Raw genomic sequence first — 26,695 nt, forward strand, 5'->3', positions numbered from 1 at the left:
TCTCTGGCCTCATCGGGGGCAAGCCCCCTCCCACATGGGAACGCATTTCAAATGTGGGAGGGGGCTTGCCCCCGATAGCGATGGTTCAGGCAACGCGATACCCCGGCCGAACAATCTTCATGCTCAACGCACAGGTCAAAACAAACGGCACCACCATCGCGATGACCATGCCAATCACAAACACCGCGATGGATTGCGGCACGATCGAGATAAACCCAGGCAAGCCTCCCACGCCGATGGCCGAGGCCTGCACCTTGTTCAGCGCGAGGAAAATGCTGCCCAATCCCGAGCCCACCAAGGCCGCATAGAACGGAAACTTGAAACGCAAATTCACCCCGAACATCGCCGGCTCAGTAATGCCGAAGTAAGCCGAAATCGCCGAGGTCGACGCCATGCTTTTATCCCGCGCATTACGGGTCATGTAGAACACCGCAAGCGCAGCGCTGCCCTGGGCCAGGTTGGACATGACGATCATTGGCCAGATAAAGGTGCCGCCCTGAGTAGAAATAAGCTGCAGGTCCACGGCGAGGAACATGTGGTGCATGCCGGTGATCACCAACGGCGCATACAGCAGGCCGAAAATCGCCCCGCCGACCATCGGTGCCAGGTCGAACAAGGTGACCACGCCTTCAGTGATCAGGATACCGAGGTGACGCGTTACCGGACCGATAATGGCCAGGGCCAGCACGCCGGTGACGACGATGGTGGTGATCGGCACGACCAGCAATTGAATCGCGTTGGGCACTCGCGCTCGCAACCATTTCTCGATCACGCTCATCACATAGGCGGCCATCAGGATCGGTAGGATCTGCCCCTGGTAGCCGACTTTTTCAATCTGGAACCAACCGAAAATATCGAAGTACGGCAGGCTCTGGCCGTCGAGACCGGCGACCGCCTTGCCGTAGTTCCAGGCGTTGAGCAGGTCCGGATGCACCAGCATCAGACCAAGCACGATGCCGAGGATTTCACTGCCGCCAAACCGCTTGGCCGCCGACCAGCCCACCAGCGCCGGCAGAAACACAAACGAGGTGTTGGCCATCAGGTTGATCAGGCTCCACAGGCCATCCAGGTTCGGGTAGGCCTCCAGCAGCGTCTTGCCCTCGATGAACATGCCCTTGGCGCCCATCAGGTTGTTCACGCCCATCAACAGGCCGGCAATGATCAGCGCGGGCAGGATCGGCATGAACACGTCGGAGAACACCCGCACCAGACGCTGCATGGCGTTGGTCTTGTCGGCGCCCTTCTTCTTCACGTCGGCGATGGTGGCGGCAGCGAGGCCGGTCTGCTCGCGCAGGGCGGCGTAGACTTTTTCCACTTCGCCGGGGCCGATCACCACCTGGAACAGGCCGCCGGTGAAGAACGAGCCCTTGACCAGATCCACTTGGTTCAGCGCACTGCCGTTGACCAGGCTCGGGTCCTTGAGCGCCAGGCGCAGACGGGTGACGCAGTGGGCAGCTTGCTCAAGGTTGTCGCTGCCCCCGAGGTTCTCGAGAATCTCGCGGGCGATAGTCGAATAGTCGTGGCTCATGCTTGGTTTCCACTTTGATTTTTTTATTTGGGGGCAGTCATTGGCAGCACGCCGAGGGCAAAAGTACTCGTCTGTACGAGTTAAAGCAACAACTCGTCTGTACGAGTTACATTTTGTTTATTTTTTGTAGGACAGCGCATGGCTACAAGCCGCATAAATCCAAGGGTCTAATGGACAAACCCCCGCTCTGCCACTAAGGTTCCTGCCTTGACCGCAACCCCGGCAAAGAGCCATCCCCATGAGCAAATACAACCAGATCTACACAGATCTGCTTGCCAGCATCACCACCGAACGCCTGCAGCGCGGCACACGCCTTCCCTCCGAAACCGAATTGATGGACAGCTACCAGGCCAGCCGAGGCACCGTGCGTCGGGCCATCGAGCAGTTTCAGGAGCGTGGCTTTGCACAAAAGATCCACGGCAAAGGCACCTTCGTGTTGTCGCCCAACCCGATCGAGTTCCAACTGGGCGGCATCGTCAGCTTCCACGAAACCCACGCCGACCTGGGCGATGACGTACGCACCGAAGTGGTCGAATTCACTCAATTCCCGCTGGAAGGCTCACTGCTGCAACACATCGAAGCCGAACCCGGCACCCTGATCACCCGCATCAAACGGGTACGGCGCATCGGCGGCAAACGGGTGATCCTCGACATCAACCATTTCGTTGCTGAGGTGATTCCCGGCCTGGACCGCGACATCGCCGAACAGTCGATCTACGCGTTTATCGAACAGACGTTGCAGCTGCAAATCGCCTATGCCCAACGCACCATCGAGGCCCTGCCCCGCGGCAAGGACGACCAGACACACCTCGACCTCGAAGGGCAGAGCCATGTGATCGTGGTGAGCAACCAGACGTTTTTGCAGGATGGGCGGCAGTTCGAGTACACCGAGTCGCGGCATACGTTGGATAAGTTTTACTTTTCGGATATTGCGCGGCGTTGAACAGCCTGACGCGCCCACTGTAGGAGCCGGCTTGCCGGCGATGGCATCCTTGAACCCGCCACATCATTCATGGGCCTCATCGCTGGCAAGCCAGCTCCTACAGAGAATCGAGGTGATCCATTTACCGTATTCCATAAACACAAAACCCCGGCACATGGCCGGGGTTTTGTTGTTCAGCGTTCACCTGCTACCGCAGGATCACTCCCACTCAATCGTCGCCGGCGGCTTGCTCGACACGTCATACGTCACGCGCGAAATGCCTTCGATCTCATTGATGATACGGCCGCTGACAGTTTCCAGCAGTTCGTACGGCAGGTGTGCCCAGCGGGCGGTCATGAAGTCGATGGTTTCGACGGCACGCAGGGCCACGACCCAGGCGTAACGACGGCCATCGCCGACAACGCCAACCGACTTCACCGGCTGGAACACCACGAATGCCTGGCTGACTTTGTGGTACCAGTCGGCCTTGCGCAGTTCTTCGATAAAGATGTGGTCGGCGCGACGCAGCAGGTCTGCGTATTCCTTTTTCACTTCACCGAGGATCCGCACGCCCAGGCCCGGGCCTGGGAATGGGTGGCGGTAGACCATGTCGTACGGCAGGCCGAGTTCCAGGCCCAGACGGCGGACTTCGTCCTTGAACAGTTCGCGCAGCGGTTCTACCAGCTTGAGGTTCATTTCCTCAGGCAGGCCACCCACGTTGTGGTGGGACTTGATCACGTGGGCCTTGCCGCTCTTGGCACCGGCCGACTCGATCACGTCGGGGTAGATAGTGCCCTGGGCGAGGTACTTGATGTTGTCCAGTTTGTTGGACTGGGCATCGAACACGTCGATGAAGGTACGACCGATGATCTTGCGCTTCTTCTCCGGGTCGGACTCGCCGGCCAGGTTGTTCAAGAACTGATCTTCAGCATTGGCGCGGATCACTTTGACGCCCATGTTCTCGGCGAACATGGCCATCACTTGCTCGCCTTCGTGCAGGCGCAGCAGGCCGTTGTCGACGAACACGCAAGTCAGTTGGTCGCCGATGGCTTTGTGCAGCAGGGCTGCGACCACGGAGGAGTCAACGCCGCCGGACAGGCCGAGCAATACGTTGTCGGTGCCGACCTGGGCGCGCACCTGGGCGATGGCGTCTTCAGCGATCTTCGACGGGGTCCACAGGGCTTCACACTCGCAGATGTCGAGGATGAAGCGCGACAGGATGCGGCCGCCTTGCTTGGTGTGGGTCACTTCCGGGTGGAACTGCACGCCGTAGTAACGACGCTCGTCGCTGAACATGCCGGCGATCGGGCAGCTCGGGGTGCTGGCCAGGATATGGAAGTCTTCCGGCATCTTGGTGACCTTGTCACCGTGGCTCATCCACACGTCGAGGCCGAACAGGCCGTCGGCGTCGACATGGTCTTCGATGCCGTCCAGCAGGCGGCTCTTGCCGACCACGTCGACACGGGCATAACCGAATTCACGCAGCTCGGAACCTTCGACCTTGCCGCCCAGTTGCTCGGCCATGGTTTGCATGCCGTAGCAAATGCCGAAGACCGGTACGCCCAGGTCGAATACGGCCTGCGGGCAGCGCGGGCTGTTGGCTTCGTGCACGGACTCGGGGCCACCGGCGAGGATGACGCCTTTCGGTGCGAATTCGCGGATCGCTTCGTCGTCCATGTCGAACGGATGCAGTTCGCAGTACACGCCGATTTCGCGCACGCGGCGGGCGATCAGTTGGGTGTACTGGGAACCGAAATCGAGGATCAGGATGCGGTGGGCGTGAATGTCGAGGGCCATGAAGTCAGTCTCGTCTAATGAATCAGAAACAACTCGGGGCTGAAGAACAGCCCCGGTTACTTAACAGTTTGCTGGAAGCATCAACCTACGCGGTAGTTTGGCGCTTCCTTGGTGATCTGCACGTCGTGGACATGGGATTCAGCCATGCCGGCGCCGGTGATCCGTACGAACTCTGGCTTGGTGCGCATCTCTTCGATGTCGGCGCTGCCGGTGTAGCCCATCGAGGAACGCAGGCCGCCCATCAGTTGGTGGATGATCGCGCTCAGGGTGCCTTTGTAAGGAACACGGCCCTCGATGCCTTCCGGGACGAGCTTCTCGGCGCCTGCCGAGGAGTCCTGGAAGTAACGATCGGAAGAGCCTTGCGCCTGGGACATGGCGCCCAGCGAACCCATGCCACGGTAAGCCTTGTACGAACGGCCCTGGAACAGTTCGATCTCGCCTGGCGCTTCCTCAGTACCGGCGAACATCGAGCCCATCATCACGCAGGAAGCACCGGCTACGATGGCCTTGGACAGGTCACCGGAGAAACGGATGCCGCCGTCGGCGATCAACGGTACGCCAGTGCCTTCAAGGGCTGCGGCGACGTTGGCGATGGCGCTGATTTGCGGCACGCCCACACCCGCTACGATACGGGTGGTGCAGATCGAGCCTGGGCCGATACCGACCTTGACCGCATCCGCGCCCGCTTCGGCCAGGGCCTTGGCGGCAGCGCCGGTGGCGATGTTGCCGCCGATCACTTGCACTTCAGGGAAATTCTGTTTGACCCAACGCACGCGGTCGATCACGCCTTTGGAGTGACCGTGGGCGGTGTCGACCACCACCACGTCAACGCCGGCAGCGACCAGGGCCGAAACACGGTCGCCCGTGTCTTTACCGGTGCCGACCGCCGCGCCAACGCGCAGACGACCTTGGTCATCCTTGCTGGCCAGCGGGTAAGCCTTGGCTTTTTCGATGTCGTTGACGGTCATCATGCCTTTGAGGGCGAATTTGTCGTCGACGATCAGCACACGCTCGATGCGGTGCTTGTGCAGCAGTTCGCGCACATCGTTCTTGTCGGCGCCTTCCTTGACAGTGACCAGACGCTCTTTGGGCGTCATCACTTCACGGACGGTGACTTCAAGACGGTTCTCGAAACGCACGTCACGGGAAGTGACGATACCGACCAAGTCGCCATCGTGCAGCACCGGAACACCGGAGATGTTGTGCAGGCGGGTCAGGTCGAACAGGTCACGCACGGTGGCGTCGGCTTCGATGGTGATCGGATCTTTCACCACACCGGCTTCGTAACGCTTGACCTTGCGCACTTCGGCAGCTTGCTGCTCGATGGTCATGTTCTTGTGGATGATGCCGATGCCGCCTTCCTGAGCCATGGCGATGGCCAGACGGGCTTCAGTGACGGTGTCCATGGCAGCGGAAACAAGGGGAATATTCAGCTCGATGCCACGGGTTAGGCGGGTCTTGAGACTGACTTCGTTAGGAAGCACCTCGGAATAACCGGGCACTAGGAGAATGTCGTCGAATGTCAGAGCTTCTTGGCTGATACGCAGCATCGCGGGGGCTCCCGAGCGGGAAAATGGAAGCGCGCCATTATATACATGCACCCTGCCGGGCTCAATGTAAAACTCTGACAAACTTGGTAATACTGATAGATGGGGAAAAACAGCCCTCTTTAGTAGCCGGCTTGCCGGCGATGAGGCCCTTGAGCCTGGCGCTCGACCATTGGGCGCCAGCGCCGGCAAGCGGGCTCCTACAGGGGGGCGCCGCAGTGAGTTACAACTCGACTTTGACCCAACTCATCTTCTGGTCCAGCCAATCGGCAAATTCGTCGATAAAACTCTGCTTGAACCCGGCCTCTGCCCAGTTGTTGAAGATAAATCCCAGGTTGGAAAACCCGCATTGCTGTAGGAACAGGAACCCGTTGATGTCGTCTTCATGCCCGCACAGCGGGCAGGTGAAGTTGTCGGTGTGACCGGGCATCCAGTCTTCGAGGCTTTCGAACAGGGCTTCACCGACTTCCTTGCGGCATTCCGGGCAACCGGCTTCTTCGAGAAAACCCTTGGCCGGCGTGTAGATGCAGCGCTTGTAGATGATCTCCAGGCCATTGATCGGCTCGTTGAACGGCAGCGCCTCGGGGTACAACACCACGGCGCGAGCGCCATCGGCGAGGGCATAGCCCATGCGGTTGCCGGTACGGCCGCAAGTGGTGAGTTCTTCCTTGATGATGTTCTTGCGCACCAGCCAACGCACGATTGCCCGGGCGCGGGGTTCGTGGACGGGCAAAGTGGAGATTTTCGGGACAAGGATGCTTTGGGAATTCATGAGAGTCCTGCGGTGTGGCGTCTGACGCCTTCGCGGGCAAGCCCGCTCCCACAGGTGACCGCATTCCTACAGGAGAAATGCGGTCGAATGTGGGAGCGGGCTTGCCCGCGAAGAGGCCCTGAAGGCTGGCAGCTTAATCCCTGTAAAAAATGAGGTCAAGTGCTCAAGTAACGCCCAATCAACGCAATCCCACTCGCCAGCACCAACCACGTCACCAACCTTACAAACGCCTCACGCGACATGCGCATCGTCAGCCTACGCCCGCACCACAGCCCGAGGGCCATCGCCGGCAGCAGGCACACCGCCAACATCAACAGCGGCAAATCAGCATACACCCCGGCTACCAGGAACAGGCTCAGACGCACCACCGTGCTGCAACTGATCAACGCACTCTGGGTGGCGCGCGCGGCGTCCTTGGGCAGGCGGCTATTGAGATAGATCGCATAGAGAAAGCCGCCACTGCCAAACAATGCGCCGAACAAACCACCGACGGTGCCCATGGGAACCGACCAACCCGCCGCCAGTTGGGCTGGCCGTGCCTTCACTGCCAAGCTGTAGACCGCATAGACGCTGATAAACAAGCCCATCAGCAGCAGTAGCAGGTCCGAATGCAGATTGAGCAAAAACACCACGCCCAGTGTGCAACCGATCGCCATGCACGGCAGCAAGCGCAGCAGCTCCGGCTTGTTCACGTCCTGCCGCGATTGCAGCAGGTTGCCAAACGCTGCGACAAAATCCAGCAGCACCAGCAGTGGGATGATCTTCGACAGCGGCATGAACAGGATCAGCAACGGCCCCGCCACCAAGGCGGTGCCAAATCCCGCGATACCGAACACGATATAGGCCACGACAATGCCCAGGCCGATCACCAGCCAATCCACACCACCAAACGACCACTGGCTCATCAGCTCAACCGGGTTCATGGGTCATTCCTTATTAGAGATGGCCTTCACTTTAGCCAGCGCCGAGAGATGCGACTAATATCTTCAAAGCCCTCCACCCATCTCGAAAAGGCATGACGCGTGATTTCCACCCGCCAACTGCGTTACTTCGTCGAAATCGCCGACAGCGGCAGCTTCAGCGCCGCCGCCGAACGCCTGTTTGTGGCGCAGTCCGCCTTGAGCCGGCAGATCAAGGAGCTGGAAGCCCAGCTGCAAACGCCCCTGTTCGAGCGTACTGCACGCCAACCACGACTCACCGCTGCGGGTGAGGCCTTCTATCCGCGAGCACGCAACCTGCTGAGTGAGCTGATCAAGGCCAGCGAGATGGCCAAACAAGTGGGCAATGGCGAACTGGGCACGCTGCGCCTGAGCCATTCAAGCACTGTGCCGATGAGCGGCCCATTGCTGCAAGGCATCAGCACCTGGCTGGAACGCTGCCCTGGGGTGTCGATGGACATCGTCAAACTGTCCTCCGAAGCGCAGTTGGAAGAAATCGCCGACGGTCGGCTGGAAGTCGGGCTGTTGCGCCTGCCCGTGTTGCGCCAGCGCGAAGGCGTGCGAGTCGTGCCTTTATATAGCGAGCAACTGTTGCTGGCGGTGCCGCCGAATCATGGGTTGGCGCGCAGCAATGCGCCCATCGAACTGGGGCAATTGAAGGACGAAGCGTTTATCTCGATCCCCCATCCCCAGCGGGGCGGCTTGAGTTATCTGTCAGCCGAATTGTGCATGCGTGCGGGATTTTTCCCCAAGGCTGCACGGGTGATGTCACGCAAGACCACCCAATTGCAGTTGATCCAGGCCGGCTTCGGTATTGCCTTGTTACCAAAATCCATGCAGGACATCGCTCCTGCCACTGTGCACTTTTTGCCCCTGGCCGACCCGGACTGCCTTAGCACCGTGGCCCTGGCCTGCGCACAACGGCCGAGCGCGCTGGTGGAGCAATTCTGTCAAACCTTGCACGAATGCCTATAAACTGCCGCCCATGATTAAAGATCCTTTTGCCCGTCTGGGCCTGGACCGCGAAGTCCTGACTGTCAGCCAGCTGAACGGCCGTGCGCGGGTGTTGCTGGAAGACGTGTTCACCAATATCTGGGTCGAAGGCGAGATCTCCAATCTCGCCCGCCCGGCCTCTGGCCATGTGTATTTCACCCTCAAGGACAGCGGCGCCCAGGTGCGTTGCGCGCTGTTTCGCAACAACGCCGCGCGAGTACGCCAGGCGCTGAAGGACGGCCTGGCGGTGAAGGTACGCGGCAAGGTTTCGCTGTTCGAGGGGCGTGGTGATTACCAACTGATCCTCGACACCGTGGAGCCAGCCGGTGATGGGGCACTGCGCCTGGCGTTCGACGCGCTGAAGGAAAAGCTCAGCGCCGAAGGCCTGTTCAGCGCCGAGCGCAAAGTGCCGCTGCCGGCGCACCCTCGGCGCATCGGCATTATCAGTTCGCCGACCGGCGCGGTGATTCGCGACATCATCAGCGTGTTCCGCCGTCGTGCGCCAAACATTGAACTGACCCTGATCCCCACCGCCGTGCAAGGCCGCGAAGCCATCCCGCAGATTGTGCGCGCACTGAAACTGGCAGATGCACGCGGCTTCGATGCGCTGATCCTGGCCCGTGGCGGCGGCTCGCTGGAAGACCTCTGGTGCTTCAACGAAGAAGCCGTAGCCCGCGCGGTGGACGCCTGCGTCACGCCAATCGTCAGCGCTGTTGGCCATGAAACCGATGTCTCCATCAGCGACTTCGTGGCCGACGTGCGCGCCCCTACCCCTTCTGCGGCTGCTGAATTACTGGCACCGGACGCCAGCCATTTGGTGCGCCAGGTCGAGAACCTGCACCGCCGCCTGGTGATGCTGATGCGCAATCGCCTGAGCCATGACCGCCTGCGACTGGAGGGCATGGCGCGACGCCTGCGCCACCCTGGCGAACGCCTGCGCCAGCAAGCCCAGCGCCTCGATGACCTGGACATGCGCCTGCGCCGTGCATTCGAGCGCAGCCTCAATACCCGCCGCGAGCGCCTGATCCGCCTGGAAACCCGCCTTGCCGGCCAGCACCCCGGTCGCCAACTGGCACTGCTGCGCCAGCGCCTGGACAGCCTTGCAGAACGCCTGCCCCGCGCCATGCGCGAAGGCCTCAAGGCGCGACGCCTGCAACTGCAAAGTCAGATGCAGACGCTGCACGTGGTCAGCCCGCTGGCGACCCTGGGCCGTGGCTACAGCATCCTGCTGGACGAGCGCGGCCATGCCATTCGCACTGCTGCGCAGACCCACACCGGCCAGCGCCTCACCGCGCGTCTCGGTGAAGGCCAATTGCAAGTGCGGGTGGAAGACAACCACCTGACACCCGTCACCCTTTCGTTATTGGATTGATTGATGCCACGTCTCTTTAGTGTGTTGATGCTGCTGTGCCTTGCCGTTAACGCTCATGCCGATAGCTACATCACCCGCACCTTGAACAAGCCGGTGCCAGGTGGCGTTGCCGTGGTCGAACTGGGCCCTTCCGCCGCTGCACCCAAGGCCACGTACTTGGGCAAGCCTGTGCTGGTGGTGAAAGAGGCGGACAACTGGCTGGCAATTGTCGGCATCCCGTTGACAGTCAAGCCCGGCAACGAACGCATCAGCAGCGGCGGGCGTAACCTGCCGTTTATCGTCGGCTACAAGAAGTACCCGGAACAGCGCATCACCCTGAAAAACAAAAGCCAGGTGAACCCCGACCCGGCGCAGCTGAAACGCATCGAGGCGGAGTTGGCGGTGCAGATCAAGGCTTACCGAAGTTTCAGCCCGAACCTGCCGAGCAACCTGGTGCTGGACAAACCGGTAAACGGGCCGCTGTCGAGCAAGTTTGGCGTGCGGCGTTTCTTCAACGGTGAAGAGCGCAATCCCCATTCGGGCCTGGACTTCGCCGTGCCGGCCGGTACACCGATCAAGACGCCGGCCAACGGCAAAGTGATTCTGGTAGGCAACTACTTCTTCAACGGCAATACCGTGTTCGTCGACCACGGCCAGGGCTTTATCAGCATGTTCTGCCACATGTCGAAGATCGACGTGAAAGTCGGTGACCAGCTCACGCGTGGCGCGGTGGTGGGTAAAGTCGGTGCCACGGGCCGCGCGACCGGGCCGCACATGCACTGGAACGTCAGCCTGAACGACGCGCGAGTCGACCCGGCGATCTTTATTGGCGCGTTCCAGCCCTGAAACGCTCGATTGCGCGCCTGATAATGGGCGCGCAATTAAAACCAACCCTCGACAAATCCCCAGGCACAAAATCTCGTTTCCTACGTAGATAGCAGAACTTCTCTCAATTTTTCGCGACTGCTTGCCATCTTTCACCCCGACGGTTAGGGTTGGGCTTATGAAAACCTCTCACACCCTCATTCAGCTCCGCCAGCACCGCAGCCTGTGCCTCGTCAGCGCACGACTGCCAGGCTGAATCGATCTGCCTCGTCCCGCGATTTATCCCCAATAACAGTTCCACGGCAGGCCGCCTTTTCTCGGCCCCTACAACAAAGGATTTCCCGATGAGCATGCTCAAAGACCCGTCTTCGAAGTACCGCGCGTTCCCGACTATCGACATCCCGGACCGCACCTGGCCGTCGAAGACCATCACCGAAGCGCCGATCTGGTGCAGCTCAGACCTGCGTGATGGCAACCAGTCGCTGATCGAGCCGATGGACGCGGTGAAAAAGCTGCGTTTCTGGAAGACTCTGGTTGCCGTCGGCGTGAAGGAAATCGAAGCCTCGTTCCCAGCCGCCTCGCAAACCGACTTCGACTTCGTACGTACCCTGATCGAAGACAACCACATCCCCGAGGACACCACCATCCAGGTGCTGACCCAGGGCCGTGAAGACTTGATCGCACGCACCTTCGAATCCCTGCGCGGCGCCAAGAAGGCCATCGTGCACTTGTACAACGCCACGTCGCCGTCCTTCCGCCGCATCGTGTTCAACCAGGACAAGGACGGCATCAAGGCCATCGCGGTCAACGCGGCCAAGCTGTTCGTCAAATACGCCGCCCAGCAGCCGGAAACCCAGTGGACCTTCGAATACTCCCCGGAGACCTTCAGCGCCACCGAACTGGAGTTTGCCAAGGAAGTCTGTGATGCGGTGATCGAGGTGTGGAACCCGACGCCTGAGCACAAGATGATCCTCAACCTGCCGGCTACCGTGGAATGCGCCACGCCGAACATCTATGCCGACCAGATCGAGTGGTTCGGTCGCCATATCAACCGTCGTGACAGCGTGATCATCAGCCTGCACACCCACAACGACCGTGGCACTGGCGTGGCCGCCACCGAGCTGGGCCTGATGGCCGGCGCCGACCGTGTCGAAGGCTGCCTGTTCGGCAACGGCGAGCGTACCGGTAACGTCGACCTCGTCACTGTGGCCCTGAACATGTACACCCAGGGCCTCGACCCGCAGCTGGACTTCTCCGACATCGACGGCGTGCGCAAGGTCGTCGAGGAGTGCAACCAGATCCAGGTGCACCCACGTCACCCGTACGTCGGCGACCTGGTGCACACCGCGTTCTCCGGCTCTCACCAGGACGCGATCCGCAAAGGTTTCTCCCAGCAGAAAGACGATGCGCTGTGGGAAGTGCCGTACTTGCCGATCGACCCGGCCGACATCGGCCGCAGCTACGAGGCGGTGATTCGCGTGAACAGCCAGTCGGGCAAAGGCGGCATCGCCTACCTGCTGGAGCAGGAATACGACATCAGCTTGCCGCGTCGCATGCAGATCGAGTTCAGCCAAGTGGTACAGGCCGAAACCGACCGCGTAGGCCTGGAGATGACAGCGCCGCAGATCTACGCCTTGCTGCAGCGTGAATACCTGCAAGCCAACACCCCGTACGCGCTGGTCAGCCATCGCCTGCAGGAAGAAAACGGTAACAGCTTTGTTGAGGTGGAAGTCTCCGGCAAGGGCCAGGGCGAAACCAACCTGCACTGGAAAGGCAAAGGCAACGGCGCGTTGGAAGCGCTGGTGGCAGGCCTGCCGATTGGTGTGGAGATCATGGACTACAACGAACATGCAATCGGCGCAGGCACCAACGCCAAAGCGGCGGCCTACATCGAGCTGCGTGTGAACGGTGAGCGTCCGGTGCATGGCGTGGGTATTGATGAAAACATCACCACCGCCAGCTTCAAGGCGCTGTTCAGTGCGCTGAACCGCTCGTTGAGCCAGCAGGAAGCCAAGGCGGCGTAACTGGCTGCTGAAATATGAAAGGCCTCTGGGTGAGAATCCAGGGGCCTTTTTCGCTTTGGGTTGTGGGTGATGCTGATGGCCTCTTCGCGAGCAAGCCCGCTCCCACATTTTGACCGTATTCCTACAGGATAAACGCGGTCGAGTGTGGGAGCGGGCTTGCTCGCGAAGGCGGTGCTTCAGACAAACTGAAAAGTATCGGCGTCCAAGTTCGCGGGAAACCGCGTGCGGTAAGCCGCCAACTCCGCCGCGTCCAGACTCACTGCAAATACACCGTCCGCCTCCCCCGCACTCAGCAGGGTCTCACCCTGGAAGTCCAACACCTGGCTATCCCCAGTGTAAGCAAAGCCCTTCCCATCCGTGCCCACCCGATTCACTGCCGCCACGTAGCACAGGTTTTCAATAGCCCGCGCCGGCAGCAGCCGGTTCCAGTGTGAACGCCGCGCACCCGGCCAGTTGGCGGTGTACAGCAGCAGGTCGGTGTCCTGGGCGTCGCGGCTCCATACCGGGAAGCGCAGGTCGTAGCAAATCAACGGGCGAATACGCCAGCCCTTCAATTCGAACTGCACCTGGCGTTCGCCCGGCGTGTAGTGATTATGCTCACCCGCCATGCGGAACAGATGGCGCTTGTCGTAATGCAGCACCTCGCCATCCGGACGCGCCCACAGCAGGCGGTTGCGGTGGCTGCCGTCGGCGGCCTGGATGATCACACTGCCGGTAATCACCGCGCTGTACTTCGCCGCCTGGGCCTGGAGCCAATGATGGGTCGGGCCGTTTTCAGGCTCTGCAAGGGCTTGCGACTCCATCGAGAAGCCGGTGGTGAACATCTCCGGCAACACAATCAGGTCGGCGCCTTTGGCTTGCTCCAACAGCAGTTCGAAATGTTCGAGGTTGGCCTGGCGGTCATGCCAGGCGAGGCTGGTCTGGACCAGGGCGATGTTCAGGTCTGGCAGTGCACTCAGATCACGCATAGTTTTTCCGCCGCTTGGCGCAGCGTTTCCTCGCGTTTGGCAAAGCACAGGCGCACCAGGCGCTGGCCTTGGGGTGGGGTCTGGTAAAACAGCGAAACCGGGATGGTGGCCACACCGTGTTCGCGGGTCATCCACAAGGACATGGCGACGTCATCCAGGTCCGGGCGGATCTGTGAGTAATCCACCAGTTGGAAGTAGGTACCGGTCACTCGGGTAAAGCTGAAACGGGACGGCGCCAACAGGTCGCAGAACAGGTCACGCTTGGCCTGGTAGAACGCCGGTAATTCGTCGACGTGTTCCGGGTGTTCGGCCATGAAATCGGCCAACGCGTATTGCAGTGGGGTCACGCCGCAGAAATTGACGTATTGGTGCACCTTACGCAATTCGGCGGTGAGGGCTGGCGGCGCGACGACATAGCCGGTTTTCCAGCCAGTGACGTGATAGGTCTTGCCGAAAGAGCTGACCACAAACGCGCGCTGGTAGAGTTCTTCGTGAGCCAACACGCTGACGTGAGACACGCCGTCGAATACCAAGTGTTCGTAGACTTCGTCGCTGACCAGATAGATATCACGGTCACGGATCAGTTCGGCCAATTGGTCCAGCTCGGCGCGGCTGATCAAGGCACCTGTAGGGTTGTGCGGGGTATTGAGAATGATCATGCGCGTGCGCGGTGACAGCGCCGCCTTGACCTTCTCGAAGTCGAGGGTAAAGCCGTTCAGGCTCAGTTGCACATGCACGCAGCAACCGCCAGCCAGCTCCACCGAAGGCTCATAGCTATCGTAGCTGGGGTCGAACACGATCACTTCATCGCCCGTGCGAATCACTGCCTGGATCGCGCAGAAGATCGCTTCGGTGGCGCCAGCGGTGATGGTCACTTCACTGTCGGCATTGACCGTGGCGCCGTAACTGCGGGCAATCTTGGCGGCCACCTGCTGACGCAGCACCGGCAGACCTGTCATAGGGGCATATTGGTTGTGACCGAGGGCGATGTGCTTGCCCACCGCGTCGAGCAAAGCCTGGGGGCCATTGAAGTCCGGGAAGCCCTGGGACAGGTTGAGCGCGCCGGTTTCGGCAGCGAGTTGCGACATGGTGGTGAAAATGGTCGTGCCGACATTCGGCAGCTTACTGGTGATCATCGAAAGGCCCCTGCAGGTGAGCCCCAAGTTTTAAGCTGCCAACTGCACCGGGTCAAGGCACAAACCATCGCGCACAAAAAAGGGCTCCAAAGGAGCCCTCTCTCACAACTTGAAGCTGCCGTTATTTCTTGTCACGGCGCTTCTTGTCGGCCTTCTTGTGGTGAGTCATCAAACGACGCTTCTTGTTCACCTGACGGTCAGTCAGTGTGTTCTTGTTGCCTTCGTATGGGTTCTCGCCACCTTTGAACTCGATACGGATCGGCGTACCGACCAGTTTCAAGACACGGCGGTAGGTGTTTTCCAGGTAACGCACATAGGACTTCGGCACCTTCTCGATCTGGTTACCGTGGATCACGATAATCGGCGGGTTGGCACCACCCAAGTGGGCGTAACGCAGTTTGATCCGGCGGTTGTTGACCATCGGCGGCGCGTGCTCACCAACGGCGTCTTCCAGGATCTGGGTAAGGCGATTGGTCGGCCAACGGGTGACCGCGGACTTGAACGAGTTCTGTACGGACGCGTAGAGGTTGCCCACGCCGGTGCCGTGCAGTGCCGAGATAAAGTGGATATCGGCGAACTCGACGAAGAACAGGCGGCGTTGCAGCTCGATCTTGACGAAATCGCGCTCGCTCGGCGTCATGCCGTCCCACTTGTTGATCGCGATCACCAGTGCCCGACCGGCCTCCAGGGCAAAGCCCAGCAGGTTGAGGTCGTGGTCCACCACGCCTTCGCGGGCGTCCATCACAAAGATCACCACGTTGGCGTCTTTGATCGCTTGCAGGGTTTTCACCACCGAGAACTTTTCAACTTCCTCGTGGATCTTGCCGCGCTTGCGCACACCTGCGGTATCGATCAGCGTGTACTTTTCCTCGTTGCGTTCGAACGGGATGTAGATGCTGTCGCGGGTGGTGCCGGGTTGGTCGTAGACGATAACCCGGTCTTCACCGAGCATGCGGTTGACCAGCGTCGACTTGCCGACGTTAGGACGGCCGATGATGGCGATCTTGATACCGTCTTTTTCGCTCGGGCCAGGAATGCGCTTGGCTTCCTCGCCTTCGGCAACGATTTCCTCTTCGCCTTCTTCTTCCTCGACATCATCCTTAGGGAAATCGCGCAGGGCGATTTCCAGCATCTGGGTGATACCGCGACCGTGAGCGCCGGCGACCGGAATCGCATCGCCCAGGCCCATCGGGCTGAATTCGGCACGGGCCGCTTCAGGATCGATGTTGTCGATCTTGTTCGCGACCAGATAGGAACGCTTGTTGCGCTTGCGCAGGTGCTCGCCAATCATTTGGTCAGCAGCGGTGTAGCCCGCACGGGCGTCCACCAGGAACAACACGACATCGGCTTCTTCAATGGCGAGCAGAGACTGCTCGGCCATCTTTTCGTCCATGCCATGCTCGTCACCGGAGATACCACCGGTGTCGACAATAATGTAGGAGCGCCCTTGCCACTTTGCCTCACCGTATTGGCGATCACGGGTCAGACCGGACAAGTCGCCGACGATGGCGTCGCGAGTCCTGGTCAGGCGGTTGAACAAGGTGGACTTGCCGACGTTAGGTCGGCCCACCAGGGCGATTACGGGAACCATGCGGCTCTCCACTTCGTTATTTCAGAAAATACAAAAGCCGCTGCAGGGCAGCGGCTGGTGCTCGGGGCAGCATAATCAAATGCCGCATGCCCCGCCGAAGCGGGGCCGCCTGGGTGTTACCCCAAGCATAGTTCTTACTTGATGGTCAGGGCTTCCAGCTTGCCGCTGTTGCCAAACACATAAAGCATGTTACCCACGACCAGCGGACGCGCACGCAGGCCGTCGCTGTCGATACGCTCGCGACCCACGAAGCGACCGTCCACCTGGCTCAGCAGGTGCAGGTAGCCTTCGAAGTCACCCACGGCGACGTAGCTGGAAAACACTTCCGGTGCCGACAATTGACGGCGAGCCAGGGAGTCGTTGCTCCACAGCGCGGTAGTGGAACGTTCGTCGACACTTTCAACGGTGCCGGACGAGAGGCTTACGTAGACGCTGCCAAACCCTTGGGCGACACCGGCGTAGCTGGAAGCATCACGCTGCCAGTTAACGCGGCCGCTCTGCAGGTCCAGTGCGGCAACACGGCCCTGGTAGGTAGCGACGTAGAGGGTTTCACCGGACAGCAGCAGGCCGCCGTCGATGTCCACTACGCGGTCCAGCTCGGAGCGACCTTGCGGGATGGCCACACGGGTTTCCCAGGCCGGCACGCCGTTCTGGGTATCCAGGGCGACCACTTTACCGGTCGACAGGCCTGCAACGGCCAGATTGTTGGTCACAATCGGACCACTGGTACCGCGCAACGTCAGCACCGCTGGGGTGCTGTCGTACAACCAACGCTGTTCGCCAGTGCTGGCGTCGAGGCCGATTACACGGTCGTCCTGGGTTTGCACCACGACGATATCGCCGTTGGTGGCAGGCGGTGCGAGGACTTCACTGGTCACGCGAGCGCGCCATTTCTCTTCACCGGTGCTGGAGTCCAGGGCCACGACTTCGCCTTTCAGCGTGCCGAGCATCACCATGCCGTAACCCACGCCGACGGCGCCGGAGACTGGCAATTCGAGGTCTTTCTTCCACTTCACGTCGCCGTTCATGCGATCCATGGAGATCACCACGCCGGTCACGTCAGCGGCCACAATGTTGTCACCGTCGATTGCCGGTACCAACATGTTGTAGGTGTCGCCCTGACCGTCACCGATGGAGCGGCTCCACTGCTTTTGCAGGACCACTTCTTCCTTGAAGCTGGTCAGCTCGGCCGGAGGCAGTTCTTTTTTACTGTTGCTGCTGCAACCCGCGGCCAGAACGGCCAGAGCCAGCAATGCTGCATGTTTCCAACGGATCACGTCACGCATCCCCTTTGGCCAAGTCGTCCAGCTTGATTTGTAAGCCACCGACCGCCGCTTCATCAGACAGCGCCGCCTTGGCTTTTTGGTACGCAGCATTGGCTTCGTCGGTACGACCCAATTGGACCAACAGGTCGCCCTTGAGCTCTTCGCGAGTGGCTACAAATGCCTTGTCAGCATCGCCGTCGAGCAGTTTGAGTGCTTCGTCAGCCTTGTTCTGTGCCGCCAGTACCTGAGCCAGGCGCTGACGTGCGATTTCACCCAGGGTCGGGTTGGTCGGCTTGTCGGCGACGGCCTTCAGCTCAGCGGCGGCGTCATCCAGCTTGCCAGTGTCGACCGCGACTTTCGCGACGAACAGGCTGCCGTATTGGGCGTAGGTGCTACCGCCGAATTCGTTCTTCAGCTTGCCGGCCAGGTCTGCAACCTGCGCAGGATCAGGCTTGCCGTCCGGCGTCAGGGTGGTTTCCAGCAATTGCTGATAGAGGATCGAGGCGCCTTGGGACTGGTTAGCCTGATACTTGGTCCAGGCTTGCCAGCCGAACACCACCACTAAAGCCAGCAGACCGCCAGTAACCAGGGGCTTGCCGTTACGCTGCCACCAGTCCTTGAACTCGGCCAGTTGATCATCATCAGAACTCGACACCCCAATACTCCTTAATCGCTAAATTCGGCTGTTCGACAGCTTCAACCCTGCACGACGCAGGTGGCCAAGTGCGCAGCGAGCGCATCAAAGGCAATGTTCTGTTGCTCGCCCTGGCCACGCAGGGGTTTGAAACCTATCACTTGCTGGGCCAGCTCGTCATCGCCGAGGATCAGTGCATACAGCGCACCGCTCTTGTCGGCCTTCTTGAACTGGCTCTTGAAGCTGCCAGCGCCGGCATTGACTTGCAGGCGCAGGTTGGGCAGTTGGTCGCGAACCTTTTCGCTCAGGGCCAGGGCAGCCAGTTCGGCGGCCTCGCCAAAGGCGCACAGGTACACATCCACCTGACGGGAGATCTCTTCCGGGACCTGCTCCAGGGTTTCCAGCAGCAGGATCAGCCGCTCGATGCCCATGGCGAAGCCCACGCCGGTGGTCGGCTTGCCGCCCATCTGCTCGACCAGGCCGTCGTAACGACCACCAGCACACACGGTGCCCTGGGCGCCGAGTTTGTCGGTGACCCACTCGAACACGGTCTTGCTGTAGTAATCGAGACCGCGCACCAGCTTGGTGTTGATCACGAACGGAATACCGGCCGCATCCAGGCGAGCCTTGAGGCCCTCGAAGTGGATACGGGACTCGTCATCCAGGTAGTCGGCCATTTTCGGCGCATTGACCAGCACGGCTTGGGTATCGGCGTTCTTGGTATCGAGGACGCGCAATGGGTTGGTCTTAAGACGGCGCTGGCTGTCTTCGTCCAACTTGTCCAGGTGGGCGGACAGGTACTCGACCAGGGCCACTTTGTAGCGGCCGCGGGATTCACTGGTGCCCAGGCTGTTGAGTTCAAGCTTGACCGCGTCGCGGATGCCCAGCAGGCCCCACAGGCGCCAGGTCAGGACGATCAGCTCGGCGTCGATGTCCGGGCCGTCGATGTTGAACACTTCCAGGCCGATCTGGTGAAACTGGCGATAACGGCCTTTCTGTGGACGCTCGTGGCGGAACATCGGGCCGATGTACCACAACTTCTGCGGCTGGCCAGCACCGGTGAGGCCATGCTCAAGCACAGCGCGAACGCAGGCGGCAGTGCCTTCCGGACGCAGGGTCAGGGAGTCGCCGTTGCGGTCTTCAAAGGTGTACATCTCTTTTTCGACGATGTCGGTTACTTCACCGATGGAGCGCTTGAACAGCTCGGTGAACTCGACGATCGGCATGCGGATCTGCTTGTAACCGTAGTTATCCAGCAGGCGCGCGACAGTGCCCTCGAAATAGCGCCACAGCGGCGTCTGTTCCGGCAGGATGTCGTTCATGCCACGAATGGCTTGCAGAGACTTGCTCACATCAAATCCTTAAATTCGTTCAATCAGCCGCGCGCTATCAGCGCTGCGTCAGCCGCGACCTTTTCGGCCGCTTTCTCGCGGATCAGCTTTTCCAGCTCATCCACCAGATTGTCATTCGTCAACTTCTGCGACGGCTTGCCGTCGATGTAGATCAGGTTCGGCGTACCACCGGTCAGGCCCACATGGGCCTCTTTGGCCTCGCCCGGCCCGTTGACCACGCAACCGATCACTGCAACATCCAGCGGCACCAGCAGGTCTTCAAGGCGCAATTCCAAGTCGTTCATGGTTTTAACCACGTCGAAGTTCTGCCGCGAGCAGCTCGGGCAGGCAATGAAATTGATGCCACGGGAACGCAAACGCAGGGATTTGAGAATGTCGTAACCGACTTTCACTTCCTCTACAGGGTCTGCTGCCAGCGAGATGCGGATAGTATCGCCAATCCCTTCGGCGAGCAGCATACCGAGACCTACCGCAGATTTCACTGTGCCTGAGCGTAAACCGCCCGCTTCAGTGATACCCAGGTGCAACGGCTGCACAATTTCCTTGGCCAGCAGGCGGTAGGCTTCTACCGCCATGAACACGTCGGAGGCCTTTACGCTGACCTTGAAGTCCTGGAAATTCAGGCGCTCAAGATGCTCAACGTGGCGCAGCGCCGATTCAACCAGCGCCGCTGGGGTAGGTTCGCCGTATTTCTTTTGCAGGTCTTTTTCCAGGGAACCGGCGTTGACGCCGATACGGATTGGAATGCCACGGTCGCGAGCCGCATCAACCACCGCACGCACACGGTCTTCACGACCGATGTTGCCCGGGTTGATACGCAGGCAGTCCACACCCAGCTCGGCCACGCGCAATGCGATCTTGTAGTCGAAGTGAATATCAGCAACCAATGGCACCTTGACCAATTGCTTGATGCGGCCAAAGGCTTCGGCAGCATCCATGTCCGGCACGGAGACGCGCACGATGTCCACGCCGGCTGCTTCCAGACGGTTGATCTGGGCAACCGTGGCGGCCACATCATTGGTGTCGCTGTTGGTCATGCTTTGTACCGCGATGGGGGCATCGCCACCCACCGGCACCGAGCCGACCCAGATCTTGCGCGATACGCGACGTTTGATTGGAGATTCGCCGTGCATGACTATTGTCCCAACTTCAGGCGAGCGGTCTCGCCACTGGTGAACGGCGCTACGTCCACAGGCTGGCCGTTGTAGGCCACTTGCGCGCCACGGGCAAAGCCCAGACGCAGCGTCAAAGGAGGCTTGCCGCCCTGGTCGAGCGTATCTCCCTTACGCTTCAGACCGCTGAACAGCACTTTGCCGTTGCCATCGGTGACTTGTGTCCAGCAGTCAGCGATGAAGGTAATCTGTACACGGCCATCACCGGCGATCAACGCTGGGGTGGTGGGCGGCGAAATCGCAGGGGCAGCGGGAGCGGCTGGAGCCGGAGTCGCTGGCGCCTGCACTGGAGCGGCCGGAGTGTGAGCCGGGACAGCAGGAGTTGCAGGAGCCGGTGCGGCAGCAGTCGCGGCTGGCGCGGTTTCCGGTGCGGCTGGCTGCTCGGTGGCAGCCGGTGCTTCCGGCGCGGCCTGGCTTTCGGCAACGGCCTGGTCTTCCGGCTCATCCAGCGGGTGAATCTGGGTGGTGCCGTCAGCGCTCTCGACTTCGACGTGCTCCATTGCGTTGCTGGTCAAGTCCTTGGCGCGCTGGGAGGTCTGGTCTTGCCACCAGACGAAACCGCCACCAATGACCGCGATCAGCAGCAACAGGCTGACTATTCGCAAAATCGTGTGGGAAACCCGCACCGGCTCTTCGATGCGCCCCAGGCCGTGGACATTGCTGCCCTGGGAGTCGGTGCCGGTGAATTGGTCGAATTCCTGGACCAGTATGGCTTGGTCGATACCCAGCAATTTGGCATAGGCACGGATATAGCCGCGGGCAAAGGTGTGCCCAGGCAGCTTATCGAACGCGCCAGCTTCCAAGTTGCCCAGGGACGTCGTGGTCAAATTGAGCTTGAGGGCCACTTCCGCCAGCGACCAACCATTGCTTTCGCGGGCCTGGCGCAAGGTGTCGCCTGGGTTTACGCGATTAGCTGCTACAACTTCCGGGTGCGCCGCTTTCATCATTGCTCCGACAGGTATTGCTGATATTCCGGCGTACCGGGATAGAGTCGTTCGAGTTGCTGGCCAAAACGTGCGGCCGTGTCGCGTTCTTCATGAACCGTCGCCAGGCGCACGCCGAGCAATAGACTACGTGCATTTTGCCCACTGAGCAGGCTAAAACGCTCGTAATAGTCACGTGCTGGCACATAATGCCTGTCATCAAAGGATATCTCAGCCATTTCGAGCAATGCCCGAGGCTGGCGACTGTTCAAATGCAGGGCTTTTTCCAGTTGCTGGCGGGCGCTGTCGCGTTGACCTAAGCGCATCGAGGTCACCCCAAGGTTCTCGAATACCCGCGAGCGCTCAGGATAGAGGGTATCAGCGCTGGCTTGCTGGAAATAAAGGGCGGCCTGGTCATAACGTTTATGCTCGAACAGGAAGCTGCCGTAATTGTTCAGCAGCCGCGGGTCGGCAGGACGGGAGGCCAGGGCCTTATGGAAATACTGTTCGGCCAGTTCAGGCTCGGCCTGGGCCTGGAACACCAACGCCAGTGCGCCATTGGCGTCGGCATCGTCGCGGTCCAGCTCCAGGGCCTTCTGCAGCGGCACTTTGGCCTGTTCGCTCATGCCTTGTCGAAGGTAACCCAAGCCCAGTTGCACATAGGCAACCCGCGCCTCGTCACGGCCTTTACCGGTTTGCAAAGGGCTCTCATGACCCGATGAAACACAACCGGCCGCGAGACCGGTAACAAGCAAAAGCAGCGCAAGGCGCAAGGGCATAGAGATCCTCTCTCAGATTCGATTCACAGCAATCAGCGGCAGATCGTCGGCGGCGTTCAACTCACGCCCGGCGATATAACGCTCGCTGCGGCGGGTGCGGTCCATCACCTGCCCTACCAATTGGCCACAGGCGGCGTCGATATCTTCACCACGGGTGGTGCGGACGGTGACGTTGTAGCCGGCCTGGTGCAGTTGATCCTGGAAACGGCGGATAGCGTTGTTGCTCGGCCGCTCGTAGCCAGAATGTGGAAACGGGTTAAACGGAATCAGGTTGATCTTGCACGGGGTGTCCTTGAGCAACTCGATCATCTCGACCGCGTGTTCGACCTTGTCGTTGATGTCCTTGAGCAGGGTGTACTCAATGGTCAACACTCGCTTCTCGCCCAACGTTGCCATATAGCGCTGGCAAGATTCGAGCAGCATCTTAAGCGGATACTTCTTGTTGATTGGCACCAATTGGTTACGCAATGCGTCATTCGGTGCATGCAGCGACAGCGCCAGGGAGACGTCGATGTGCTTGGCCAACTCATCGATCATCGGTACCACGCCGGAGGTCGACAGGGTCACACGGCGCTTGGAGATGCCGTAGCCCAGGTCGTCCATCATCAGGTGCATGGCCGAAATGACGTTATCGAAGTTCAGCAGCGGCTCACCCATGCCCATCATCACCACGTTGGTGATGGCACGGTCGACGGTCGCCGGGACGCTGCCAAAGGATTTGTTGGCAATCCACACCTGGCCGATCACTTCGGCGGCGGTGAGATTGCTATTGAAGCCTTGCTTGCCGGTGGAGCAGAAACTGCAGTCCAGGGCACAGCCTGCCTGGGACGAAACGCACAAGGTGCCACGTTTGCCCTGGGGAATGTACACGGTCTCGACGCAGCTGCCGGACGCCACGCGCACCACCCACTTACGGGTGCCGTCGCTGGAGATGTCCTCGCTGACCACTTCGGGACCACGGACCTCAGCAATGGCCTTGAGCTTGTCGCGCAGGGCCTTGCTGACGTTCGTCATGGCATCGAAATCGTCGACGCCAAAGTGGTGAATCCACTTCATTACCTGACCGGCACGGAAACGCTTCTCCCCGATTGAGTCGAAGAATTTCTCCATTTCCGGCTGGGTCAGACCCAGCAGGTTGGTTTTAACAGTCGATGTAGTCATGGATTCACCCTCACTCTTTAAGCCGATGCTTAGCGAGCGGTTACTTCAGTAGCAGCGAAAAAGTACGAGATTTCGCGAGCAGCGGCAGCTTCGGAGTCCGAGCCGTGTACAGCGTTGGCGTCGATGGATTCAGCGAAGTCAGCACGGATAGTGCCGGCAGCAGCTTCTTTAGGGTTGGTAGCGCCCATCAGCTCACGGTTCAGAGCGATAGCGTTTTCGCCTTCCAGAACCTGAACAACAACAGGACCGGAGATCATGAAGGCAACCAGGTCGCCGAAGAAACCACGAGCGCTGTGCTCAGCGTAGAAGCCTTCAGCTTCTGCTTTGGACAGTTGCTTGAGTTTCGAAGCTACAACCTTCAGGCCGGCTTTTTCGAAACGAGTGGTGATCTCGCCGATGACGTTTTTTGCAACAGCGTCAGGCTTGATGATGGAGAAAGTACGTTGAACAGCCATGGTGTAACTCCAGAAACGGTAATTTACGAAAAATTAAACCCGCGAATTATACGCGGGTTATTGGGTATTGCCTAACTGCGTAAAAAGGCGGCTCAGTCTGCTTCTTCGATCCACAGGCCTTGAATCGCCTCCAGGACCTTCTCGCCACCCCGATCAGGGATGTCATCGAAGTCCGGCAGCTCCGTCACCAGATTGCGCAGCTTGACGAAGTTGACCGTAAGAGGATTGACCTCCGGATGAGCTTCAGCAAGTTGTATAGCGATTTCTTGTACATCAACCCATTTCAGGCTCATGACATTTCCTTGAATCAATGCGGCGCTTCAGCGGCATGGTTGAGGGAATATTTCGGAATTTCGACGGTGATGTCTTCCTTCCCGACCTTTGCTTGACAGCTTAGACGCGAAGTCGCTTCCAGGCCCCACGCGCGGTCAAGGAAGTCCTCTTCCAGCTCGTCAGCCTCTTCCAGGCTGTTGAAGCCCTCGCGGATGACGCAGTGGCACGTGGTGCAAGCGCACACACCGCCGCAGGCGCTTTCGATCTCGATGTGGTTGTCATGGGCAACTTCGAGGATGGACTTGCCGGTCTCAGCCTCCACGACCATACCGTCCGGGCAATGCTCGGCGTGTGGCAGAAAAATGACCTGCGGCATTAATTATTCCTCGATTTCATTCAGGTTGCGTCCCGCCAGGGCGGCTTTGACCGTCTGGTCCATACGACGGGCGGCAAAGGCATCGGTCACTTGGGATAGGCGCTTGGTCTGTTGCTCGATGGCATAGCCATCGTTGCCTTTCATCAGTTCGGCCAATTCCTGCATCTGCAGGTCAATGACCATGCGCTCTTCGGCATCCAACAGGCGCTCGCCGTCAGCATCCAGCGCGCCCTGCACCGCTTCGAGCAGGCGCTGGGCGTCGACTTGCTGCTCACGCAATACACGGGCGACCTTGTCGTCACCGGCATATTGGAACGAGTCCTTGAGCATCTTGGCGATTTCACCGTCGGTGAGGCCGTAGGACGGCTTGACCTGGATGCTGGCTTCAACACCGGAGGCCAATTCACGCGCGGCGACGCTGAGCAAGCCGTCGGCGTCGACCTGGAAGGTCACGCGAATCTTCGCCGCACCCGCCACCATCGCCGGAATGCCGCGCAATTCAAAGCGCGCCAGGGAGCGGCAGTCGCTGATCAGCTCGCGCTCACCTTGCAACACGTGAATCATCATGGCCGTCTGGCCATCTTTGTACGTGGTGAAGTCCTGGGCGCGGGCGACGGGAATGGTGGTGTTGCGTGGAATCACCTTCTCCATCAAGCCGCCCATGGTTTCCAGTCCCAAGGACAGCGGGATCACGTCGAGCAAAAGCAGTTCGCCACCATCGCGCTTGTTACCGGCCAGGGTATCGGCCTGGATCGCAGCGCCAATGGCGACCACTTGATCCGGGTCGATTTCAGTCAGCGGCTGGCGACCGAAGGCCTCGGCGACGGCTTCACGCACGCGCGGCACACGGGTGGAGCCGCCGACCATGACCACGGCGCCGACGTCTTCCAGCTCGATACCGGAATCGCGCACCGCGCGGCGGCAGGCTTTCAGGCTGCGGGCAACCATCGGTTCGATCAACGCATCGAAGGCTTCGCGCGTCAGCTGGGCCGACCAGCTGCCGTAGGAAACTTCAACGCTTGCAGCATCGGTCAGCGCTTCCTTGGCCGCGCAAGCGGTTTGCAGCAGGTTGCGCTGCGCGCCCGGGTCCAAGTCGGCAGACAAGCCAGCGCTGCTGATGATCCAGCCCGCGATGGCGTGGTCGAAGTCATCGCCGCCCAGGGCGCTGTCGCCACCGGTGGCAAGCACTTCGAAGACGCCGCCGGTCAGGCGCAGGATCGAAATATCAAAGGTACCCCCGCCCAGGTCGTAAATAGCGACAAGGCCTTCGGCGTGCTGGTCCAGGCCATAAGCCACGGCCGCCGCAGTCGGTTCGTTGAGCAAGCGCAGCACGTTCAGGCCGGCGAGTTTTGCCGCGTCCTTGGTGGCTTGGCGCTGAGCGTCATCGAAATAAGCTGGAACAGTGATCACTGCGCCGACCAGTTCTCCGCCCAGGGTTTTTTCCGCGCGCTGGCGCAGCACCTTGAGGATATCGGCCGACACTTCCACCGGACTTTTCGGGCCCTGGATGGTGTCGATGAACGGCATGTGGGATTCACCGCCAACAAAGCGGTACGGCAGCTGGTCGCCCAATTGCTTGACGTCGGACAGACCACGACCCATCAAGCGCTTGACCGATAGCACGGTATTCAACGGATCGGTAGACGCCGCCAGCTTGGCCGACTCACCGACTTCGATGCGGTCGGCGTGGTAGCGAACGGCAGACGGCAGAATCACCTGGCCATCAGCGTCGGGCAACGGCTCGGACAGGCCGCTGCGCAAGGCAGCAACCAGGGAATTGGTGGTGCCCAGGTCAATCCCGACCGCCAGGCGACGCTGGTGCGGTTGAGGACTTTGGCCGGGTTCGGCGATTTGCAGTAGGGCCATGGTAATCAGGTCTTATCTGTCTATCAGGCGTGCATCACGGGTAGCAC

The 26,695-nt window shown here is 60.1% G+C and carries 24 protein-coding genes; 5 read left to right on the forward strand and 19 right to left on the reverse strand.

The annotated features are described in order from the left end of the window. Positions 1–85 precede the first annotated feature (85 nt). Complete coding sequence (gene treP, locus EJ576_RS16520; RefSeq protein WP_126570710.1) at positions 86–1,528, reverse strand: PTS system trehalose-specific EIIBC component; 1,443 nt, start codon at positions 1,526–1,528, stop codon at positions 86–88. A 238-nt stretch (positions 1,529–1,766) separates the two neighbouring features. Between treP and treR the strand changes: the two genes are divergently transcribed. Continuing rightward, positions 1,767–2,471, forward strand: coding sequence for a trehalose operon repressor (treR, locus tag EJ576_RS16525; RefSeq protein ID WP_126570711.1), 705 nt, complete (start codon positions 1,767–1,769; stop codon positions 2,469–2,471). Positions 2,472–2,669: 198 nt separating this feature from the next. Here treR and guaA read toward each other — a convergent pair whose 3' ends face one another. From guaA to EJ576_RS16555, 4 genes are all read right to left on the reverse strand, one after another. Then, the gene (gene guaA, locus EJ576_RS16535) at positions 2,670–4,247 is read right to left on the reverse strand and encodes a glutamine-hydrolyzing GMP synthase (protein ID WP_016977685.1); all 1,578 of its coding nucleotides are present in this window, start codon (positions 4,245–4,247) and stop codon (positions 2,670–2,672) included. A gap of 80 nt (positions 4,248–4,327) precedes the next feature. Continuing rightward, a complete protein-coding gene (guaB, locus tag EJ576_RS16540; RefSeq protein ID WP_010207937.1) occupies positions 4,328–5,797 on the reverse strand; it encodes an IMP dehydrogenase in 1,470 nt (489 codons plus the stop codon). A 220-nt stretch (positions 5,798–6,017) separates the two neighbouring features. After that, a complete protein-coding gene (locus tag EJ576_RS16545; protein ID WP_028617835.1) occupies positions 6,018–6,566 on the reverse strand; it encodes a hypothetical protein in 549 nt (182 codons plus the stop codon). Between the two features lie 155 nt (positions 6,567–6,721). Next, entirely contained in the window at positions 6,722–7,489 is a 768-nt protein-coding gene (locus tag EJ576_RS16555) for a sulfite exporter TauE/SafE family protein (RefSeq protein ID WP_068937983.1), read from the reverse strand. Between the two features lie 99 nt (positions 7,490–7,588). Here EJ576_RS16555 and EJ576_RS16560 point away from each other — a divergent pair, with 99 nt between their 5' ends. From EJ576_RS16560 to leuA, 4 genes are all read left to right on the forward strand, one after another. Next, positions 7,589–8,479: a LysR family transcriptional regulator gene (locus EJ576_RS16560; RefSeq protein WP_122728698.1), complete on the forward strand. Its 891-nt coding sequence runs from the start codon at positions 7,589–7,591 to the stop codon at positions 8,477–8,479. Between the two features lie 10 nt (positions 8,480–8,489). Beyond that, a complete protein-coding gene (xseA, locus tag EJ576_RS16565; protein ID WP_126570712.1) occupies positions 8,490–9,869 on the forward strand; it encodes an exodeoxyribonuclease VII large subunit in 1,380 nt (459 codons plus the stop codon). A gap of 3 nt (positions 9,870–9,872) precedes the next feature. Next, the gene (locus EJ576_RS16570) at positions 9,873–10,694 is read left to right on the forward strand and encodes a M23 family metallopeptidase (protein ID WP_126570713.1); all 822 of its coding nucleotides are present in this window, start codon (positions 9,873–9,875) and stop codon (positions 10,692–10,694) included. A gap of 323 nt (positions 10,695–11,017) precedes the next feature. Beyond that, the gene (leuA, locus tag EJ576_RS16580; RefSeq protein WP_016977678.1) at positions 11,018–12,697 is read left to right on the forward strand and encodes a 2-isopropylmalate synthase; all 1,680 of its coding nucleotides are present in this window, start codon (positions 11,018–11,020) and stop codon (positions 12,695–12,697) included. Between the two features lie 176 nt (positions 12,698–12,873). Here leuA and EJ576_RS16585 read toward each other — a convergent pair whose 3' ends face one another. The 14 genes from EJ576_RS16585 to hscA form a co-directional block, all read right to left on the reverse strand. Further along, positions 12,874–13,665 carry an amidohydrolase gene (locus EJ576_RS16585; RefSeq protein WP_126570714.1) on the reverse strand — a complete coding sequence of 264 codons (792 nt, stop codon included), beginning with the start codon at positions 13,663–13,665 and terminating at the stop codon, positions 12,874–12,876. Continuing rightward, positions 13,653–14,801 (reverse strand): pyridoxal phosphate-dependent aminotransferase, encoded by a 1,149-nt coding sequence (locus tag EJ576_RS16590; protein ID WP_126570715.1) that lies wholly within the window; start codon positions 14,799–14,801, stop codon positions 13,653–13,655. The genes EJ576_RS16585 and EJ576_RS16590 overlap by 13 nt, the downstream gene beginning before the upstream one ends. A gap of 121 nt (positions 14,802–14,922) precedes the next feature. Continuing rightward, positions 14,923–16,392, reverse strand: coding sequence for a ribosome biogenesis GTPase Der (gene der / locus EJ576_RS16595; RefSeq protein WP_016977675.1), 1,470 nt, complete (start codon positions 16,390–16,392; stop codon positions 14,923–14,925). Between the two features lie 134 nt (positions 16,393–16,526). Further along, the gene (bamB, locus tag EJ576_RS16600) at positions 16,527–17,678 is read right to left on the reverse strand and encodes an outer membrane protein assembly factor BamB (protein ID WP_122728709.1); all 1,152 of its coding nucleotides are present in this window, start codon (positions 17,676–17,678) and stop codon (positions 16,527–16,529) included. After that, positions 17,671–18,312, reverse strand: coding sequence for a tetratricopeptide repeat protein (locus tag EJ576_RS16605; RefSeq protein ID WP_126570716.1), 642 nt, complete (start codon positions 18,310–18,312; stop codon positions 17,671–17,673). Before EJ576_RS16605 ends, bamB begins: the two co-directional genes overlap by 8 nt. Positions 18,313–18,353: 41 nt before the next feature. After that, positions 18,354–19,643, reverse strand: a complete 1,290-nt coding sequence (hisS, locus tag EJ576_RS16610) for a histidine--tRNA ligase (protein ID WP_027605419.1) — start codon at positions 19,641–19,643, stop codon at positions 18,354–18,356. Positions 19,644–19,666: 23 nt separating this feature from the next. After that, positions 19,667–20,776 (reverse strand): flavodoxin-dependent (E)-4-hydroxy-3-methylbut-2-enyl-diphosphate synthase, encoded by a 1,110-nt coding sequence (gene ispG, locus EJ576_RS16615; protein WP_003175952.1) that lies wholly within the window; start codon positions 20,774–20,776, stop codon positions 19,667–19,669. A gap of 2 nt (positions 20,777–20,778) precedes the next feature. Further along, the gene (locus tag EJ576_RS16620) at positions 20,779–21,759 is read right to left on the reverse strand and encodes a RodZ family helix-turn-helix domain-containing protein (RefSeq protein ID WP_122728713.1); all 981 of its coding nucleotides are present in this window, start codon (positions 21,757–21,759) and stop codon (positions 20,779–20,781) included. Then, positions 21,759–22,517: a type IV pilus biogenesis/stability protein PilW gene (gene pilW / locus EJ576_RS16625; protein ID WP_123478457.1), complete on the reverse strand. Its 759-nt coding sequence runs from the start codon at positions 22,515–22,517 to the stop codon at positions 21,759–21,761. Before pilW ends, EJ576_RS16620 begins: the two co-directional genes overlap by 1 nt. Before the next feature lie 12 nt (positions 22,518–22,529). Further along, positions 22,530–23,678 (reverse strand): 23S rRNA (adenine(2503)-C(2))-methyltransferase RlmN, encoded by a 1,149-nt coding sequence (gene rlmN, locus EJ576_RS16630; protein WP_122728717.1) that lies wholly within the window; start codon positions 23,676–23,678, stop codon positions 22,530–22,532. A gap of 29 nt (positions 23,679–23,707) precedes the next feature. Then, complete coding sequence (gene ndk, locus EJ576_RS16635) at positions 23,708–24,133, reverse strand: nucleoside-diphosphate kinase (RefSeq protein WP_003175956.1); 426 nt, start codon at positions 24,131–24,133, stop codon at positions 23,708–23,710. 92 nt (positions 24,134–24,225) lie between these two features. Further along, complete coding sequence (gene iscX / locus EJ576_RS16640; protein WP_126570717.1) at positions 24,226–24,426, reverse strand: Fe-S cluster assembly protein IscX; 201 nt, start codon at positions 24,424–24,426, stop codon at positions 24,226–24,228. A gap of 14 nt (positions 24,427–24,440) precedes the next feature. After that, positions 24,441–24,782: an ISC system 2Fe-2S type ferredoxin gene (fdx, locus tag EJ576_RS16645; protein ID WP_126570718.1), complete on the reverse strand. Its 342-nt coding sequence runs from the start codon at positions 24,780–24,782 to the stop codon at positions 24,441–24,443. A gap of 3 nt (positions 24,783–24,785) precedes the next feature. Continuing rightward, positions 24,786–26,648, reverse strand: coding sequence for a Fe-S protein assembly chaperone HscA (gene hscA, locus EJ576_RS16650; protein WP_126570719.1), 1,863 nt, complete (start codon positions 26,646–26,648; stop codon positions 24,786–24,788). Positions 26,649–26,695: the final 47 nt, after the last annotated feature.

The organism is Pseudomonas sp. C 49-2 (assembly GCF_003970195.1).
In the GTDB taxonomy this organism is placed as follows: Bacteria; Pseudomonadota; Gammaproteobacteria; order Pseudomonadales; family Pseudomonadaceae; genus Aquipseudomonas; species Aquipseudomonas canadensis.